The 17,865-nt window shown below is 51.4% G+C and carries 10 protein-coding genes and 3 pseudogenes; 7 read left to right on the top strand and 6 right to left on the bottom strand.

Features of this window, described 5'->3' with window-relative positions; all coding sequences use genetic code 11:
- Window positions 1-181 precede the first annotated feature (181 nt).
- The 6 genes and pseudogenes from ACK5LI_RS09930 to ACK5LI_RS09955 form a co-directional block, all read right to left on the bottom strand.
- A pseudogene (locus ACK5LI_RS09930) lies at window positions 182-445 on the bottom strand (BMC domain-containing protein); the annotation flags it as partial.
- A 47-nt stretch (window positions 446-492) separates the two neighbouring features.
- On the bottom strand, window positions 493-1,425 hold the full coding sequence (gene cutD, locus ACK5LI_RS09935; protein WP_416948785.1) for a choline TMA-lyase-activating enzyme: 933 nt from the start codon (window positions 1,423-1,425) through the stop codon (window positions 493-495).
- A 62-nt stretch (window positions 1,426-1,487) separates the two neighbouring features.
- A complete protein-coding gene (gene cutC / locus ACK5LI_RS09940; protein WP_416948787.1) occupies window positions 1,488-4,028 on the bottom strand; it encodes a choline trimethylamine-lyase in 2,541 nt (846 codons plus the stop codon).
- A 29-nt stretch (window positions 4,029-4,057) separates the two neighbouring features.
- Window positions 4,058-5,563, bottom strand: coding sequence for an aldehyde dehydrogenase family protein (locus tag ACK5LI_RS09945; protein WP_416948789.1), 1,506 nt, complete (start codon window positions 5,561-5,563; stop codon window positions 4,058-4,060).
- A gap of 76 nt (window positions 5,564-5,639) precedes the next feature.
- Window positions 5,640-5,924 (bottom strand): BMC domain-containing protein, encoded by a 285-nt coding sequence (locus ACK5LI_RS09950; protein WP_416948981.1) that lies wholly within the window; start codon window positions 5,922-5,924, stop codon window positions 5,640-5,642.
- 144 nt (window positions 5,925-6,068) lie between these two features.
- Window positions 6,069-6,269 (bottom strand): annotated as a pseudogene (locus ACK5LI_RS09955) (BMC domain-containing protein); the annotation flags it as partial.
- A gap of 932 nt (window positions 6,270-7,201) precedes the next feature.
- Between ACK5LI_RS09955 and ACK5LI_RS09960 the strand changes: the two are divergent.
- The 7 genes and pseudogenes from ACK5LI_RS09960 to ACK5LI_RS09990 all read left to right on the top strand — a co-directional run bounded on the left by ACK5LI_RS09960 (window position 7,202) and on the right by ACK5LI_RS09990 (window position 17,864).
- Entirely contained in the window at window positions 7,202-8,278 is a 1,077-nt protein-coding gene (locus tag ACK5LI_RS09960) for a hypothetical protein (RefSeq protein ID WP_416948791.1), read from the top strand.
- A 4-nt stretch (window positions 8,279-8,282) separates the two neighbouring features.
- Complete coding sequence (locus ACK5LI_RS09965) at window positions 8,283-8,549, top strand: hypothetical protein (protein ID WP_416948793.1); 267 nt, start codon at window positions 8,283-8,285, stop codon at window positions 8,547-8,549.
- A 294-nt stretch (window positions 8,550-8,843) separates the two neighbouring features.
- Entirely contained in the window at window positions 8,844-9,698 is an 855-nt protein-coding gene (locus tag ACK5LI_RS09970) for a MerR family transcriptional regulator (RefSeq protein ID WP_416948795.1), read from the top strand.
- Window positions 9,699-10,148: 450 nt separating this feature from the next.
- Entirely contained in the window at window positions 10,149-11,168 is a 1,020-nt protein-coding gene (locus tag ACK5LI_RS09975; protein ID WP_416948797.1) for a glycosyltransferase, read from the top strand.
- 11 nt (window positions 11,169-11,179) lie between these two features.
- Window positions 11,180-13,141: a hypothetical protein gene (locus ACK5LI_RS09980; protein ID WP_416948799.1), complete on the top strand. Its 1,962-nt coding sequence runs from the start codon at window positions 11,180-11,182 to the stop codon at window positions 13,139-13,141.
- 338 nt (window positions 13,142-13,479) lie between these two features.
- Window positions 13,480-15,684 (top strand): amino acid permease, encoded by a 2,205-nt coding sequence (locus ACK5LI_RS09985; protein WP_416948801.1) that lies wholly within the window; start codon window positions 13,480-13,482, stop codon window positions 15,682-15,684.
- 792 nt (window positions 15,685-16,476) lie between these two features.
- Window positions 16,477-17,864 (top strand): annotated as a pseudogene (locus tag ACK5LI_RS09990) (ABC transporter substrate-binding protein).
- Window position 17,865: the final 1 nt, after the last annotated feature.

Genomic DNA, 17,865 nt, shown 5'->3' on the forward strand with positions numbered 1-17,865 from the left:
ACATCGCTTCAGGTGCAGCGCCTACAGATTCAACCTGTTCCGCCTCGACCTGCTCTGCAGGTTCTTCAGCTACGGGCTTTACTGTTTCAGGCCGGACTTCAGGTTCGGGTTCCTGTACAGGGGCTTCCTGTGATGCGGTACCCTGCTGCACGGCTTCTTCAGCCTGCTTGGGCTTCAGCGTAACCACGCAGTCCAGACCGCTGTCAGGACGCGCGATGACGTGCTCCGAAACCAGCGTGGCTTCGCTGATACGGCGGATGGCGGCAACACCGGCGTCCACTGCTGCCCGCACTGCGGAAACTTCGCCCGCAACGGTGATGGTAACCAGCCCCCCGCTGGCGAGGTGTTTTTCCAAAAGGTGCACATCTGCAGCCTTGAGCATGGCGTCAGCACCCTCAATGGCTGTCAGAAGCCCTTTTGTTTCAATCATTCCAAGTGCCGTCATAAGCGTGATTCTCCTCGTTCACAGCGGATGCGAACCGTCTGTTTCCATCAATGGCGGATCACCGAAACCGGAAAGTCATATTTGCTGATGCATGCCTCGATACGTGCAAGGTCTGCATCGCTCAGCGCAGGGTCGCCCTCAATGGGATATTCCCAGCGCAGCTGGCTGTACTTGCCCACGCCCATCTTGTGATAGGGCAAGAGATCAATGCCTTTGAAATTTTTGTAATCCTGATATGGTTTCAGGAAATCAATCATCAGGCGCAGCTCTTCTTCGCTGTCGTTTGCACCTTTAAGCAGAGGCACACGGATTTTCACATTGTGCTTGTTTTCCAGCAGCCATGTGAGGTTGCTGAGAATCAGCTCGTTGCGCACTCCGGTAAGCTCGTAGTGCCTGTCGGAATCCATGTGCTTGATGTCGTACAGAAACAGGTCCGTATACTGCGCTGCCTGCTGATACGCTTCAGCCTTGGCGTAGCCACAGGTTTCCATGGCGGTGTGGATGCCGTGCTGTTTACAGGCCATCAGCAGGTTGACGGCAGCTTCGGGCTGCATCATCACTTCGCCGCCGCCCAGCGTTACGCCGCCGCCGGAAGTTTCGTAAAAAGGTCTGTCCTCTTCGATGATATCAAGAAGCTCGGAGATGGACTTTTGCTCGCCAACAACAGCCAGAGCAGAAGAAGGACAGACCTCTTCACATTTACGACAACCGATGCATTCCGCCCCTTCCACAAACCCGTGGAGCAGCTTTGATTCGGAGATGCGATGCACGCCTGCAGGACAGACGGGCACGCAGGCACCGCAATGAATGCAAGAGTCTTTTTTATACAGTACCTGATACTGTCTAAGCTGCCCTTCGGGATTTGAGCACCACTTGCAGCGCAAGGGACACCCCTTGAAGAACACCAGAGTACGCACTCCAGGACCATCATACATATTGTATTTCTGTATGTTGAAAATACGTGCTTTTCTTTCAATCACTGTGTCGACTCTGCTGTTTAACGGTTCTCAAATCCCGAGGGCATTACCATGGATCAGTTTAATTAGAAGTCATGCAGCATTGTTCTGCTGATGATTTCATCCTGTACGTCTTTGCACAGTTCAACAAAGAAGGCGCTGTAACCGGCCACGCGTACAACAAGGTCACGGTACTTTTCAGGATGCTTCTGGGCATCCAGCAGCACTTCGTTATCAAGGTAGTTGAACTGCATTTCACCGTTGCCCAGCATGCAGGCAGTACGGATAAGAGTGATGATGCCGTTTTCACCTTCGGGAGTGTCCAGCAGACCTGACATCAGCTTGAAGTTGTGCACCATGCCGATGTTCATGCTGTCGTTGGACATCTTGGAAACGGACTTGATGATAGCCGTGGGGCCCTTGTAGTCCGCACCCTGAGTAGGGCTGATGCCGTCGGAAAGCGGCATCCACGCTCTGCGGCCGTTGGCGGATGCGCCAAGCAGCTGACCGAAGGGAGTGTTGTTGGAAATGGACAGCGTGCCGTGGCTGAGCACCGAGTACAGGGTCTTGAACTTACGGTGTTCAGTTTCGGTGAAGTGCACCAGATCGGCAGCGATCATGTCGGCGTAGTCGTCGTCGTTGCCGTACTTGGGTGCGGCAAGGCAGTCTGCCAAGACCTTGTCGTAGCCAACGAAGTCCGCCTTCAGAGCTTCGTTAAGCTGCTGCAGGGTGTACTTCTTGTCGTCGAATACCAGCTTCTTGATGGCAGCCATGGAGTCTGCGTAGGTGGCAAGGCCACTCCAGACTACGCCGGGGCCGAAGTTGTACATGGCACCGCCGCAGGAAACATCCAGACCGGATTCCATGCAGCCTTCGTACATCAGAGACATCAGCGGCTTGGGAGCAAGCTCGCGGTGAGCACGCTGAGAGATCACTGTAGCGATGCTGGTGTTCTTGGTGATCCATTTGATCTGATCTTTTACAGCAGCTTCAAACTTCTCGTAGGTGTCGTACTGGCTGAGGTCGCCCATATCGGGAGTAACCTTTTTACCGTACCACAACGGCACACCGTGGTTGAGAACCAGCTCAATGCAGATGGGCCACTGGGTGTAACCTGTGGAAGTCCACTGGTACAGACGGCCGGACTTCTGAGGCTCAACGCAGCCCATCAGGCAGTAGTCGCGGGCGTCTTCAATGCTTACGCCCTTGGCGAGCATCATCTTGATGTGAGCGTCGTCAAAGTGCACGGCAGGGAAGCCCATACCGGAACGGATAACGTCCACGATCTTCTTCAGATACTTCTGGGGCGACTTGATGTGTACTCGGGTAGCCAGAGTGGGCTGGTAAACACGCACGTGACGCACAGCGTCCATCAGCATGTAGGTAAGACCGTTGGTCGCGTCGTGGCCTTCGCGGGTAACGCCGCCTACGCACATGTTAACGAAGGGCTGGTAACCGGCAAAGAACTTGGAAGCGCCTTCGCTGGTGATCCACATCATTTCAGACATCTTCACAAGCATGCAGCCTGCAAGATCGAATGCTTCGTACTCGGTCAGACGGCCGGATTCGAGGTCTGCCTTGTAGAAGGGGTACATGTACTGGTCAACACGGCCGATGGACATACCGGTCTGGTTTTCTTCCACAACCAGCAGAGATTCCACGGTCCACACAGCCTGAATGGCTTCCCAGAAGTTGCTGGGGGCGTGGGCGGGAACGCGGGCGTTGACTTCAGATATCTTGATCAGTTCAGCCTTGCGCTTGGGATCGGTTTCCCTTGCAGCCAGATCGGCAGCATAAGCGGACAGGCGCTTAGCGTAGATCATCACGCCTTCTGCAGTCTCAATGACGGACTTGTAGAAGTAGATTTTGTCGATGTCGTCGGGGTTTGCGTAGTCCAGATGCTCCAGCTTTTCGCGGGCTTCGGCCTGAATATCCAGCATACCCTTTTTCATCAGGATAACGTCGTAACCGGGGTTGGAGTCACCACCGCCGTTCACAGCGTGGTAAGAGCAGTCGGATACGTAGGATTCACCGGACATTTCCCACAGACCGGCTTCGCGGTACTGGCCTTCGCAGAATTCGTCCACGGACTTGTTCTGCCAGAAGGGGAAAATCTCGTCGCGCAGGATCTTTTTGTCTTCTTCAGAAATGTAGAAGGGGTCCTGAGGACGGGTTCCGATGGTCTCCATTTCATCTTGCAGCCATCGCCATGCGATGTCAGGCGCAAAAGCGCCCGCACGCGGTGCGCCGTTGGGAGAACCGACGATCAGCTCGTGGTCCTGAATCACCAGCGGAGCATTTTCGCAGCAGTAGCGGAAGGTCTTTGCGCGCAAGAGCGGCTTGGGCAGACCGGGAAATTCCTTTGCAAGCTTGGTAATGGCGCGAGCACGGTGAATTGTGATGCTGGGCACCTGCTTGAGGAAGTTCTCCTTCAGCTTGACGTGACGGGGGGTCGGGCCGTCGGGAATACCGGGACCGCCCTCGGTTGCCACGTAAGAAACAGTTGCAGGCTTGCTGAAGACTTCGGCGGAAACGCCTTCGAAAATCTTCTTCAGCGAAGCGCGCTCTTCAGCTGTGAGGTTTTTGGTCGCTTCTGCGAGTTTATTCGAAAAATCTTGGAGATCCATATGCATCCTCCCTTAACGGATAATTTTCATCATCTGTCTGTATCGCGGCCCATGGCTTCGATGACTTCCGTCAGAATCCGCTGGAGCGCATACATTTGCTGAGATTGGGTATCGTGAGTGTGCTTGCCGTCTTGCTGAGCGGCCTGCGGAACTGCACAAGGTGCGGCCGCAATGCCGCTGTGATGCCTGACGCCGTAGCCGACTTTACGTCTGTAGATAAGGTTCATCGGAGAGACGTTGTCGGCTGTGATGCCCTGCCCTGCGGAACCGCTCCCCAACGTCACAGAGGGGAAAAGGTTGGTGGTCACACCCAACCCGCCGAAGGTAGCGGGAGTGTTCACCAGCAGCCGGCCCACAGGTTTTTTGAGGGCAAACTGCAGAATGACGTCTTCATCACGGGAATGAATCACAAGGGTGTGGGCTTTACGCTCATGAAGAAGCAGTTCGATGCACTTTTCGCAGGCATGCATCCAGTCATCTTCAACGTAATAGGCAAGGACGGGAGAGAGCAGTTCCCGCGAGTACGGGTCTGTCTCGGAAACGTATTTGCGTTCTGCGATCAGCACCTTCACACCGGAAGGCACACTGAAGCCTGCCCTGCGCGCAAGAACGTCTGCGGACACACCTATCATGCCCGCCTTGTGGCGCCCGTCTGCACAGAAAAGCATATCCGCAAGTCGCAGAGACTCTTCTTCAGACATGAAGTAGGCACCGTTATCCTGCAAGACGCGCCGCACATCCTGAGCGATACAGGCATCGACAACGATGGACTGCTCGGCTGAAGGGGCGATACCGTTGTCAAAGGTCTTGCTGCTGATAATATCATTAACCGCCTGACGGACATCTGCGGAGCGCTCGATGAATGCAGGGCCGTGACCGGTGCCGCCGTAAATGACGGGCTTGCCGCTACAGCGGGCAGCCTTGATCATGCCGGGTACACCCGAAAGCATGATAAGCGCCGTGCACGCATGATTCATCAATTCCGCGGTGCCGCTTTTGGTCACCGTGGTCATGTACGACAGACACCCTTCCGGCAGGCCGTGTGCATGTGCAGCTTCGATCATAATGTCGAGAGCGGCGGCAATGCTTTTTGCGGCACGCGGATGGGGAGAAAAGACGATGGCATTACCGGATTTGATGGCAATCAGCGTCTTGTAAATGGTTGTTGAAACAGGGCTTGTGGCAGGACACAGAGCGGCAATGACACCCATGGGCACACCGATGTCCATGGTGTGTTTGTGCTCATCACGGTCAATGACGCCGACACAGCGCATGCCGCGCAGTTTTTCGCGTACCTGACAGCACACAAAGCGGTTTTTCACCTGCTTGTCTGTGCGATTGCCGTAGTCAGTCTCTTCATGAGACATCGCGGCAAGCGCCTCTGCCTGTTGCCCGACTGCTTCGGCTACGGCCTCGACGATCTCATCCAGCTTTTCCTGCGGGAACGCAGCAAACGTACGCTGAGCGCGCCCTGCATTTTCCGCCAGAATTCTGGCTTCCTGTATGGAGAGAAGATCGTTATCGACTATCATCATCTACCCCTTTGCCGTTCCTGTGTCCGAACCGGAATCCGGTGCCTTATCCTCTGCCTGCTTCCCGACCACCGCACGGCTAGGGCAGCAGGTTCTCAAGAGCGTAACGCTTGGTGATCTTCGCCACGTCAGGATGCGGAGTAGGAATAACCACAGAGCTGTAAACCTCTGCGCCCATTTCCTGCACGGCCTTTACGCCGGATTCCACAGCAGCCTGACAAGCGGCCACATCACCCTGAATCAGCACGGAAATGTAACCGGAAGCCACGTTTTCGTAACCGATCAGCTCGACGTCTGCGGTTTTAAGCATTGCGTCTGCAGCTTCGAGCACGTATACGATTCCGAACGTTTCGATGAGGCCCATGGCCTTGGGACGTTCGCCGCTTGCGGGCTCGTCAGAGTCGTCGGTGATGGCGTGTACGGAAACAATATCGCCGATAGGCTTGATAGGACGGGGCATCACGTTGTGAGCAGTAAGCTTGCCGATTTTGCCGGCTGCTACAGAACCTGCGTCAACGGAGGCCTGAACCGCAGCTACATCGCCTTTAACCATAACGGTTACCAGCGTGGAGCCCACGTTTTCATAAGAAATAAGTTGCACATTGGCTGCCTTAAGCATGCTGTCAGCGCCGTAGATGGCAGGAACCATACCGAGAGTCTCGATCAGTCCCAGCGCCTCTTCCCCTTGATACCTGATGTATTCACCCATACCGCTGCTCCCTCATTCGTTGCTGTAAATCCACCCTTCGGGTCCATCCCCTCCGGTCTACTTTTCCCAGGTTGAATAAAGCGTAGCCCTTCCCCCGAAGGGGAAAGTCAACACCCTTTTGAAAAAAGTTTGCGAAAAATATAACAAAGCTTGTTTATTCACATTTCCCCTCCAGAGGCTGAAATTACTAACCATAACAAGGCCGAAAAAGGCATTTCCTGCGTGTCTGACCAACCTGTACACGCCAGAAAACCTCCTCCCGAAGGTAACTCCTTAAGGGGAGAGTTGATGTGTGGGAAGGATGTAGTGAAGGTAAAGAAGCAAGCACACAGCCTGTTACTTTAACAGACTAAAACTGTGTGCTCGGTGTTGTTTTCCGGCTGGTGGAAATATCTTCGGACGAGACAAAAGAAGCTTGGCCATTACGTTTTGAAGGAATGGAAAAAACACTAAAACAGCAAATTATAAAAGTGAGTACCACACAACACTAAAACGCGACTGCATTCAGCATTCACAACTGCCTGAATCGGCACCAAAAAGTAATCTGCAATCAAAAAAATGCACAGAACGACAACCCGTTATAAGCACCAGCAACTATCGCTGCGCTATTCAAACAGAAAATGAAAAATCGAATCATGAACTGCCGGCTAGAGCTTCCGGTGGGAGGAAGGTTGAGTTGGTTGAATGTACAACCAAGATATTTTTTTCACAATTATTTAACAAAAACTTACACATATAAAAACAGCGGGTTACACCTCAAAGACGCACCGTTAAACTCCACATTGCCCCTAACGAGCATTTTCGCGTTGACCTTCCCCTTAAGGGGAATGCTAAACAGATAATAGGAGTACCTTGCTTGAGCGGAGACTCACGCAAGGGTCTGATTAGGATGGAGTTTTTATAAAGACCAACCAAGGTGCAAGGAGAAACTAATGGGGCAAACAGCAGTAATGACTAACCCGGCAGCGCTGACTGCCAAACACAAACTGGCGACTGACTTCCGCCGCAAGGGCATCATCATCGCCCTGCTTTCCGGTCTGTTGTACGGTTTTTATACCGCATTCATGACCCTGGGCATGTCCACCGGCGTATGGGTAGAATGGTACGGTGAAAACTCCGGCCTTTCCGCTTTTGCCGTAATGTACCTGCTCGCCGCACTCGGTGCTGCCGTAACTGACAGCTCCAGCGCTCTCTGGGCCATGAGCATTGCGGGCATCCGCGGCCGTTTCAGCGACTTTTTGCGCTGCATCAAAACCAAACCCGGCATGGTAATGGTAGCCGCTGCCATCATCGGCGGCCCTCTGGCCAGCACAGCCTACGTTGTAGGCCTGCAGCAGGCTGGCTCCATTGTCGTTCCCATCAGCGCACTATGCCCTGCCATCGGCGCTATCCTCGGCCGCGTTCTCTTTAAGCAGGAACTCAATGCCCGCATGATGATGGGTATCACCATCTGCTTTGCAGCCAGCGCCATGATCGGCAGCACCGGCATGGGTGCAGAAGCACCGCCCAGCCTGCTTACCGGTATTTTCTTCGGCTTTATCGCCGCTCTTTGCTGGGGTATCGAAGGCTGCGTATGCGGTTACGGCACTTCCATGATCGACCCTGAAATCGGCATCACCATCCGTCAGGTGACCTCCGGTCTTTCCAACCTGATCATCCTGGTGCCCCTGTTCAGCATGATTTCCGACATCAACCCCGTGACCATGGTTGCCACCGCCTTCGGTGACGGCACTTCCATGATCTGGTTTGCCTGCGCCGGTCTTAGCGCATACCTGACCTTCATGTTCTGGTACAAGGGTAACGCAATGTGCGGTGCTGCTCTGGGCATGGCTTGCAACGGCACCTTCTCTTTCTGGGGCCCCTTCTGCTGCTGGATCATTCTCGGCGTTGCTTTCGGCCTTGACGGCTGGTCCATGCCCCCCATCGCATGGGCTGCTGCAGTCGTAATGGTTGCCGGTATCTTCCTCATTTCCATGAACCCCATGGACCTGCTGAAAAAAAGGAACTAACCATATGAAGCCGCTTAACTACGCTATCCTGAAGCATTTCACCAAAGTTGAAGAAGCCAGCGCATGCGAAGTAATGGAAGCCCTGAAAGACCAGTACGGTCACTTTAAAGCTTTCAAAAAAGACTCCATCCTCAGCGCACTGATGACTGCAGAAGCCAACGGCCTTCTGGAAGAATCCCGCTTTGACATGGACGGCAGAAACGAACTGCGGGTGTACTTCCGTGCTCACGCCGAAGGCGCTGACACTATCAACCGCTACATCAAAGACTAATATCGCAGGCTGTTGTCTGTATAACGGGGATGCCCACCGGGCATCCCCGGATTTTTCTTTTGCAGGCCTGCGCTACAATAAGCAGGCTCTTGTTTCATTTCTGACGGCTTCTATGTGAGAATAAGGAAGAGTTGCCGACAGGCACCATAATGGAAGCTGTCTGAACGCGAGTTTTCGTACTGAGCACAAAGGTTGTAACAGCTGCTGTCATCCGTCCCCATATGCAGGTATACTGCATAGTGATGACACCGTTGTATTCGGGCAGGATGCACCTTTGTGAAAGGAGAAAAGGCTGTGAAGCAACAGAACAGATATTCCATCGGCGATGTAAGCCAGATTTGCAATATTTCCAAAAAAGCGCTTCGCTATTACGACAAAATAGGCCTTATCACGTCGCAGCGGCAGGACTATAACAACTACCGCTACTATACGCAGGAATCCCTACTGGCTGTGCCCGTCATCAAATATTACAAACAGATGGGCTTTAAGCTGGAAGAAATGCGTGAATTTATTGAGGGCAACACGGCCAATGTATACCGTGCCATCAGAAATTCGTTTCTTACCAAAATTAAAGAACTGGAAGAAGAACAGGAAGAAATCCGCCGCAAATACATTTCGGTGAAAGACTGGCATGACCTTATTCTGGAAGCGGAAATGGTCATCGACAACAATATTCAGGAAGTCTCCATCAAGTATGTGGAACCTTCCAGCTACCTGTTTTTAAACCAGCACTACGACGCCAATATCAAGGCGGCCATTATCAATATCGACTTCACAAACTTTGTCGAAAGTCTGGCCAATGAAATTACCGGTCCCGTCATTCTGAACTTCCCTTCACACGAAGCAAGAATGAAAGACAAGGAGCAAGACATCAGGATCATCCAGAAAACCCTGATGCCCTGCACAGACGAACACACCACGATTATCGGGGGCCACATGATGGTGTCGTGCTACCACATCGGACCGCACGAAACCATCGGTGAAACCTACAAAAAAATCCGCCGCTGGGCTCGCCATCACGGATACTCTATCGGTGACGAATCGTATGAGCGCTATGTGACTGATTACTGGACAACCAGAAACGACGCAAAATTCGTCACAGAAGTAATGCTCAAAGCTTCTCGCCAGACAGCTGTTATCTCGGATTAACAAATCCACGCTTTTCAGCGGCTCACATTTCCGCCTGATCCGGTACTTTTTCGATACCGGATCAGGCTTTTTTTATGCACTACCAAATGTGCGCACTTTCAAGTTTCAATAAAACTTTCGTCCATAACAGCCTTATTTTTCTGATACACCCTACTGGCCATAGAGGGACCTCCGACCTATATCCAAGAATTTTTGTATGTAATAATAATTTACTACGATTATACATACACTAAAGAATGTATAATGCTATTCAGACACAGCACATCAACTACAGATTCCACGTTTACAAGCTGCAAGCTAATCAGGTATGCAGCACCCGATAACCTCTCCAAAGCACAAACAACATGCAAATCTCCTTACTTTTCCCCAAAGTTTTCCAACGGTTTTTATGATCATTGGCTATATAAGGGATGCTAAGGAGCACGATTTCGGGTACTTCGAGGAACAACAATGCACCTGCTTATTCCCGCATACAATCCATCGCCCACCTTACCTGCAGTGGTTACACAAATTATTACAGAAAATATTTTTTCCGGCGTACTTGTTGTCAATGATGGCAGCTCTGCCGATTGTAATCATATATTCGCTGCCATTGAGGCTCTGCCTTCAGTAACCGTGCTGTACCATAAGCAAAACAAAGGGAAAGGGGCAGCGCTCAAAACCGGATTGCGTGCTGCACAGGAAAATGGCGAAACAATCGGCGTTGTCACAGCAGATGCTGACGGGCAGCACGCGGTATACGACATAGTACAGACCGCCAAGGCACTGGCTACACATCGTAACCATCTTATTTTAGGTGTCCGCAATTTTGGTAACAACGTTCCCTTGCGGAGTAAGCTGGGGAATATAGTAACCCGCAATTTAATGCGCTTTCTGACAGGGCAGGCTGTTACCGATACCCAGACAGGACTACGCGGCATTCCGGCAGGTTTCATCCCGCAGCTTCTCCTGTCAGATGCAAAAGGATATGAATTTGAAATGGACATGCTCATCCAGAGCAAGGGACGCTATTCCATTGTCGAGGTACCAATACAAACCATTTACATCGACGGGAACGCCACATCACATTTCAACCCCATCATGGACTCTATGCGCATCTACCTTGTGATGCTCCGGTTCGTATTTTCATCCATGCTTTCCGCAGTGGTGGACAATCTGCTCTTTGCCATCGTTTTTTTATTCTGGCCCAATATCGCAGGCAGTCAGATTGTCGGCAGACTAGGTTCACTATGCCTTAATTACATCCTTAATCGTAATACTGTGTTTCGCAGTAACGATAACGTTCTTTCCTCCATTCCAAAGTATCTTGCGCTCGTTCTCTTTTCCGGAGTTATCAGCTACCTGCTGATCAGGGCCATGCATGCAGCAGGCATAGATGTCATCATAGCTAAACTGATTGCTGAAACCTTCCTGTTTTTCTTCAACTTTGTCGTACAGCGCTCATTTATTTTTAAATTCTCTGCATCCTAGGCGAGATAGTTATGGAAACGTCCGTTCTCTCCGCCGCTCTTCCTCTGGCCTCGGTTACAGGATACGGCCTCAGTCTTACGTGTATTACTAAAAAGAACCCCGGAATAAATCTTTTTGCCGCAGTCGGCCTGATCCTGCTGGCAATGTACCCGCTTGGCTTCCTCCATGCTTTTCAGTGGGCATGGGTGATACTATTCGTCGGTATCATGCTGCTGCCGTTTTCAATCTGGTTTCTGGCCAAAAAAGGACATGTGCGCCTGATCGCCTTGCCGGAAGTCATTCTGCCGCTACTGTTTATCGTCCTCTACTGGCTTTTTAACCATAACGCATTTGCCCACTACACTTCCGAAGGACAATATTGGGGCAAGGCCTCAAAAGCGCTCTACTTTTTCAACAGCTATGTAACAAATGAAATTCCGGTAGGATGGAAAGAGTACTTTCCCGGTGCAGCCCTCTTTCACAGGTTCTGCCTCACTGTCATGCCCATGGCAGACAGCACGCTCTACTTCGGCCATGCGATAATGATAGGTATGATAGCAGCGCCGCTTTTCACCAGCCTGCACTGGCGACGCAAAAGTACCTTGGTGCTCATGCTGCTCAGCCTTTTTATTGCTGTTCAAGGCCCGGGCCGCGGCGTTCTGTTTAAATTGTTCGTAGATGGTTTTCTTGGACTAGGTTTTGCGTCCTTACTGGTATTCATCTACCGGGTCCGGATTGACAAAGTACAAGCAATCAGCATTACGCTTGCAGCTTGCGCCATCACATTCATCAAAAGCGCAGGCATCGTGCTTGTCATTATGGCAGTGATTTTCGGAGCTCTGGTATGGCGAAAGGAAATATTCAGTCGCTCTGCAGCACGCAGTGCGGCTCTTCTTGCTTTAATTCTTATGGTTGCCATGCCTATGGCCATTTCCACCAGCTGGAAAATACGTAACGAATCCCTGCACATTACAAAACAACTTCCCTTTACGACTCCGACAGAACGGATAGCGGCTTTGTTGTCTGGCAGTCCTCAGGGACACGACGGGCAGATTGTTGACGCCTTTATGAAGGCGCTTTCATCATACCCCATCAATAATATTTCTCACTCTGACAGGTTCGTTTACAAGGCCATAGAAGCTCTTGGATTTGATGCTGACTATAGAAAGATACCAAAGCTGCATGTGGTGGGCTGGCTTGTTTGCATCTCGTTAATATTCATGCTGGCCGCACTAAGGCGCAAGAAAGGCCATCGCAAAGACATTCTGCTTACGTGGAGTATACTGACGGGATTTTGCTTATTTTATCTTCTCAGCATTCTCTACCTGCAGCTTTTCATCTTCAGTACGTATGAAGGGCTAAATGTCATGTCCATGCCCCGCTATGCAGGGGTATTTCTGATGGCTTATTTTCTCTTCGCGGTAAGCCTGCTGCTTGGTCCTTCGCGCACTGAAGTTGCACAGACCGAAGACTGCCAACAAGCCGGTTCTGAAGTAAAAAAAGGGCGGATTACTGCATCCTGCTTTGCACTATTACTGGCCCTGCTCTACCTCTGGGATACTCCGGGTTATTACTTCCGGTATCTTTCAAAAGAATGGCGCGACAATGTAACAGCCTACCAAAACGCGTATGCTTTTGCGGAACAGGCAGGAATAACGTTTAAAGACGATGAATTACTCTTCATTACAGTTCGCCCTGTTAAAGAAATATGGGACCTCACTTCGTACCATTATTTCCCAGTCAGACTGCAAGAGTTTCAGCCTTCTGTCGACATATGCAAAGATCAGGAACAATACGCCAACTACAATAAAAAATTGATAAAATATGCCGAGCAGCGCAAATATCTTATGACTATTGACGCCAATACTGACTGCTTTCAGAATATTTTCAAAGAACACCTGCCTGAGGAATATGCAGATACTATGCTTTTCAGCATAATCAAAAATCCCACTTCAGAGAATAAAACAGACTTCAGGCTCGTCCCCATTCGCTAGTTCCAATAACTTGGCCCTCTGCCGTTTTCAGCGCAGAGGGCCATTTTCATTCCGTAACAGCATACGTTGCCAGAGAATATGCACCCCTAATACGTTCTTCCGGAATATCGCTTCAGATGGGGTGCACACAATTCTCCATCCGCATGCGGCGGTCTGCGTCATACCGGCACCATTTATCCAGTATGTCCGCCTGCCCCGTCTTTTTCTCATACGCGTAAGCACTTCTTTCTTCTTATGTTCAACAAACCAGTTGCGTAATAACTCCGGCGCGGTAAAATGCTCTTACATCGGGGCTTCTTACTTACGCAAAAGTAACTTCTGAAACTGCACAGGGTATTATGGATACTTTAAAAGTGGCTCGCTCAACTGGCGCACCTCATAAGTTCGGCACGTTCGGCGGCGTATTCACGCCGAGCCTGCTTACCATTCTCGGCGTTATCATGTTTCTGCGACTCTCTAATGTTGTGGGATATGCCGGGCTTGGATACACGCTGGTCATCCTTGCTGCAGCCAAAGCAATTTCAGTAATCACAGGTCTTTCTCTCAGCTCGATTGCAACCAATATGCGTGTCAAAGGCGGCGGGGCGTACTTTCTGATCAGCCGCAGCCTGGGGGTGGAATTCGGCGGAGTAATCGCCATATTCTTCTTTATTGCACAGGCAGTTGCCGTCACGTTGTATGTAGTAGGTTTCACGGAAGCTCTCTTCTCTGCTTTTCCATCCATCACGATGTCGCCGCTGGCAGTATCCACATTCACCAATATACTGATTTTTCTATGTGTTTACATAGGAGCAGGATGGACCATAAAGCTCCAATACGGCATTCTGGCTGTGCTTATGCTTTCCATGGTGTCCTTTTTTGCCGGTGCCTCTGCAGAGTTTTCCATGCAGACGCTTAACGCGAACATGGGCTCGCAATGGACTGCAGAATATTCATTCTTTGCCGTTTTTGCGCTCTTTTTCCCCGCCGTTACGGGCATTATGGCAGGCGTGAATATGTCCGGCGACCTGAAAGAGCCGAGCATATCCATACCCAGAGGAACCTTTGCCAGTATCGGATTTTCAGCTCTTCTGTATTTGGTTATCGCCATTATGCTGGCTGGCGGAACAGCCCGTAGTGAACTGACGAGTGATGCATTTGTCATGCGGGACATGGCTTTGTGGCCTTCTTTAATCTATGCAGGGGTATTCTGTGCCACATTGTCGTCGGCACTTGGCAGCATGATGGGTGCCCCGCGCATTCTGCAGGCGTTTGCCCGCGACAATATTTTTCCCCGGCTGCGCTGGTTTGGCGCTGGCAGCGGCAAGTCCGGCGAACCGCGCCGAGGCATCGTGCTCACATTCATCATCGCGCAGATTGGAATTGTTGCAGGCGACCTTAATACTGTCGCCCCCATCATCACCATGTTCTTTCTGCTGACTTACGGCACGGTTAATCTTGCATGTTTTTACGAAGGACGCTCCAACAACCCCAGCTTTCGCCCTACATTCCGGCTTAATCACTGGTCGGTAGCTCTTACAGGTGCGCTGGGCTGTCTCGCCGTAATGTTTCTGATCAATGCAGTATGGGCAGGCATAGCCATAGTGCTTGCTGCGGGACTTTTTTATCTGATAGCCCGCCGAGAAATCACATCAAAATGGGGCGATCTGGACAGCGGGCTTGCGTACCAAAACGCTTTGAAAGCGTTACTGAAGCTGCAACAAGAACAATATCATCCCAAAAACTGGCGACCTTCCATTCTGGCACTGGTGGGTAGCGGGCACATCCGCCGCCACCTGTGCGAATACGCGTGCCTTCTTACTGCAGGGCGAGGTGTGGTTTCAGTCGGACAAGTTATCCACGGTGAACTTGAAAACCTGCTGGTACGCCGCAATGAAGCTGAAAACATTCTGAGAAAATTTCTGTTGAAAGAAGAATTTCCTGCCTTTCCTGTCGTCATGGTGGAAGACAATATGCACGCAGCAGTCAAGGCGTTGCTGCAATGCCACGGCATTGGCGGTATGAGCCCCAACACCGTAATGCTGGGCTGGAGCAGTGACCCTGATAAAACAGGAGTATTCCGCGAAACATTGGCCATTGCCAAAAGAATGAAACGTAATCTGGTCATAGTCAGCTGCGGGGAAGAATGCACCCTCCACGAAGCTCCTGCCGGTGCCATCAACCTGTGGTGGAGCCCCCCGGAAAGCGGCGACCTGATGATGCTGCTGGCCTACCTGCTACAAACCAATAACGAATGGGCTGATAAGCCGCTACGTATTCTGCGGCCTGTAGCGCTGAAGGCTGATGTGAATAATATTACCAAAGATATGCAGCTGATGCTTGCAAGTGCGCGAATCAAAGCAGAGCTTGTCATCATCCCCACTGACGCCCCCTTGCACGCCGTGCGGGATAACATGGGTGAATCTGCTGTTCTTTTTGCAGGTTTCAACCCTGCAGACGATAACCCGATGGCCTGCGTAAAAGAACAATTGCAGCACATTGTAGACCTGCCATGCAATGTAATACTGGTATACGATGCCGGAGACGTTTCTTTGCTCGCGTAGCACAGGGATACAGTCGTTTCAGGCCGGTCCTGCACAAAAGCGCATCCAGTTTTCCCGCCAGAAGGTGCTGGCAAGGCTGCCTGCCGTATGCACAGTTTTAATCAGTACGAAACTGCGTAACACGGATTATCCGTTTAACAGGCTGTCCGCGCTGTAGATGGAAAGCCCACAAACTGCGGGCAGTCTGGTGCAAAAAACCAGACACTCCCCCGAAGCCTTTTCTACTCCTTGGCAACAAACGTCTACCAACCTGCCCCATGGCTGCCGATTACGAAATCTCTTCCGGCTTCGACTTCGCCAAAATCTGAACCTTACACACGTCCCTTTTCATTCATTGCCAAGGCGCAACCAATCTGCCACAGCCAGTTAAGGGGCTTGAAATTCAGCGACCTCAACTGCTCTTTCCTGTAGCTGGCAACTACTTTTTTGCAATACCGTCTGCTGCGCTACTGCCTTTCCACTACAGACTCTTCACTGCACGACCAACTAATTCTCATTTTTTATATTTTTAGTAATACAAAATTGACATTCGTAATACTTCTCGAATAACAATCAAATACAAATAGTCAGGAGGAGACGATGTCATCAAATTTTGCATTTCCTAAGCGTCTGGCTCGCACGTTGCTGTGCTGCCTGCTTGTATGCATGCTCGCAGTTCCGGCACTGGCTGCCAAAGACAGCATTGTGCTGGCAGTCGGCGGAGAAAACGCCGAAGGTTACGATCCGCTGCTCGGCTGGGGCCTGTACGGCAATCCGCTTTTTCACAGCACATTGCTGAAGCGTGACGCCAACATGAACATCAATGGCGACCTTGCCACCAAATGGCAGCTTTCTGATGATGCACTTGTCTGGACGGTAACCATACGTGATGATGCAAAATTTTCTGACGGCACCCCGCTCACGGCTGAAGACGTGGCATTTACGTTCAGCAAAGGCCTTGAAGCGGGAGGCAAAGTGGATCTTTCTCCGCTTGTAGCCGCTGCCGCCAAAGATGACACAACCATCGTCTTCACCCTGCAACACCCCGACATCACATTTATTCAACACTTTATTACATTAGGTATTGTCCCCAAACATGCCTATAGTCCAAACTACGCACGCAAGCCCATTGGGTCCGGCCCGTACAAACTGGTCCGCTGGGATGAAGGCCAGCAGATGGTTGTTGCTGTAAACGAACTCTATTACGGAAAGCACCCGCCATTAACAAACTTATCTTCCTGTTTGCAGAAGAAGACGCCGCTCTGGCTGCTGCCCGCGCCGGACAGGTTGACGTGCTTGGCGTTCCTTCCAGCCTTGCCCGCCAGCAGCTTCCCGGAATGCGCCTGCATGTGGTGAAAAGCGTAGATAACCGTGGCCTCATGTTCCCTATGGTGCCGGATGAAGGCAAAAAAACGCCCGCAGGGCTTGCAATAGGCAATGATGTGTCCGCAGACCTCGCCATTCGTCAGGCCGTGAACTACGCCATCAACAGGCAGGCTCTTGTGGAAGGTATTCTGGACGGCTTCGGCAGACCCGCCTTTGGGGTTGTGGACGATCTGCCGTGGGACAACCCTGAAGCCCGCATCACAGATAATGATCCGGACAAGGCAAAAGACATTCTGGAAAAAGCAGGCTGGAGAGAGTCTGACGGAGACGGCATCCGCGAAAAGAACGGAACCAAGGCAGAGTTTACAGTGGTCTATAACGCCAAAGATTCGCTGCGTCAGGGGCTTGCCCTTGCGGTATCCGACATGCTGCGCCCTGTGGGCATCAACGCCATTCCGCGTGGCGAAAGCTGGGACAGAATAAAAACACAACTGACCCACAGCATGGTGGTTGTTTACGGCTTCGGGGATCATAGCCCGCTGGAAATGTACAAACTGTACCACACCCCTTCCAGCCCCGACCCTATGTACTGGAACGCCGGTTTCTACTCCAATCCTGTCGTTGACGGCTATCTGGAAAGCGCACGAAAAGCTCCCTCACCGGAAGCTGCCATCCCCTACTGGAAGAAAGCACAATGGGACGGGCAAACAGGCTTCACTACCCGCGGAGATGCTGCATGGGCGTGGATGGTGAACCTCGACCATACCTACTTTATCAACTCCTGCCTTGATGTGGGCAAATCGCAGATGGAACCGCACGGCCACGGCTGGCCCATCACAACCAACGTCAATGAATGGCAGTGGACCTGCGACTAGC

This window comes from Oleidesulfovibrio sp. (assembly GCF_047973035.1).
In the GTDB taxonomy this organism is placed as follows: domain Bacteria; phylum Desulfobacterota; class Desulfovibrionia; order Desulfovibrionales; family Desulfovibrionaceae; genus Oleidesulfovibrio.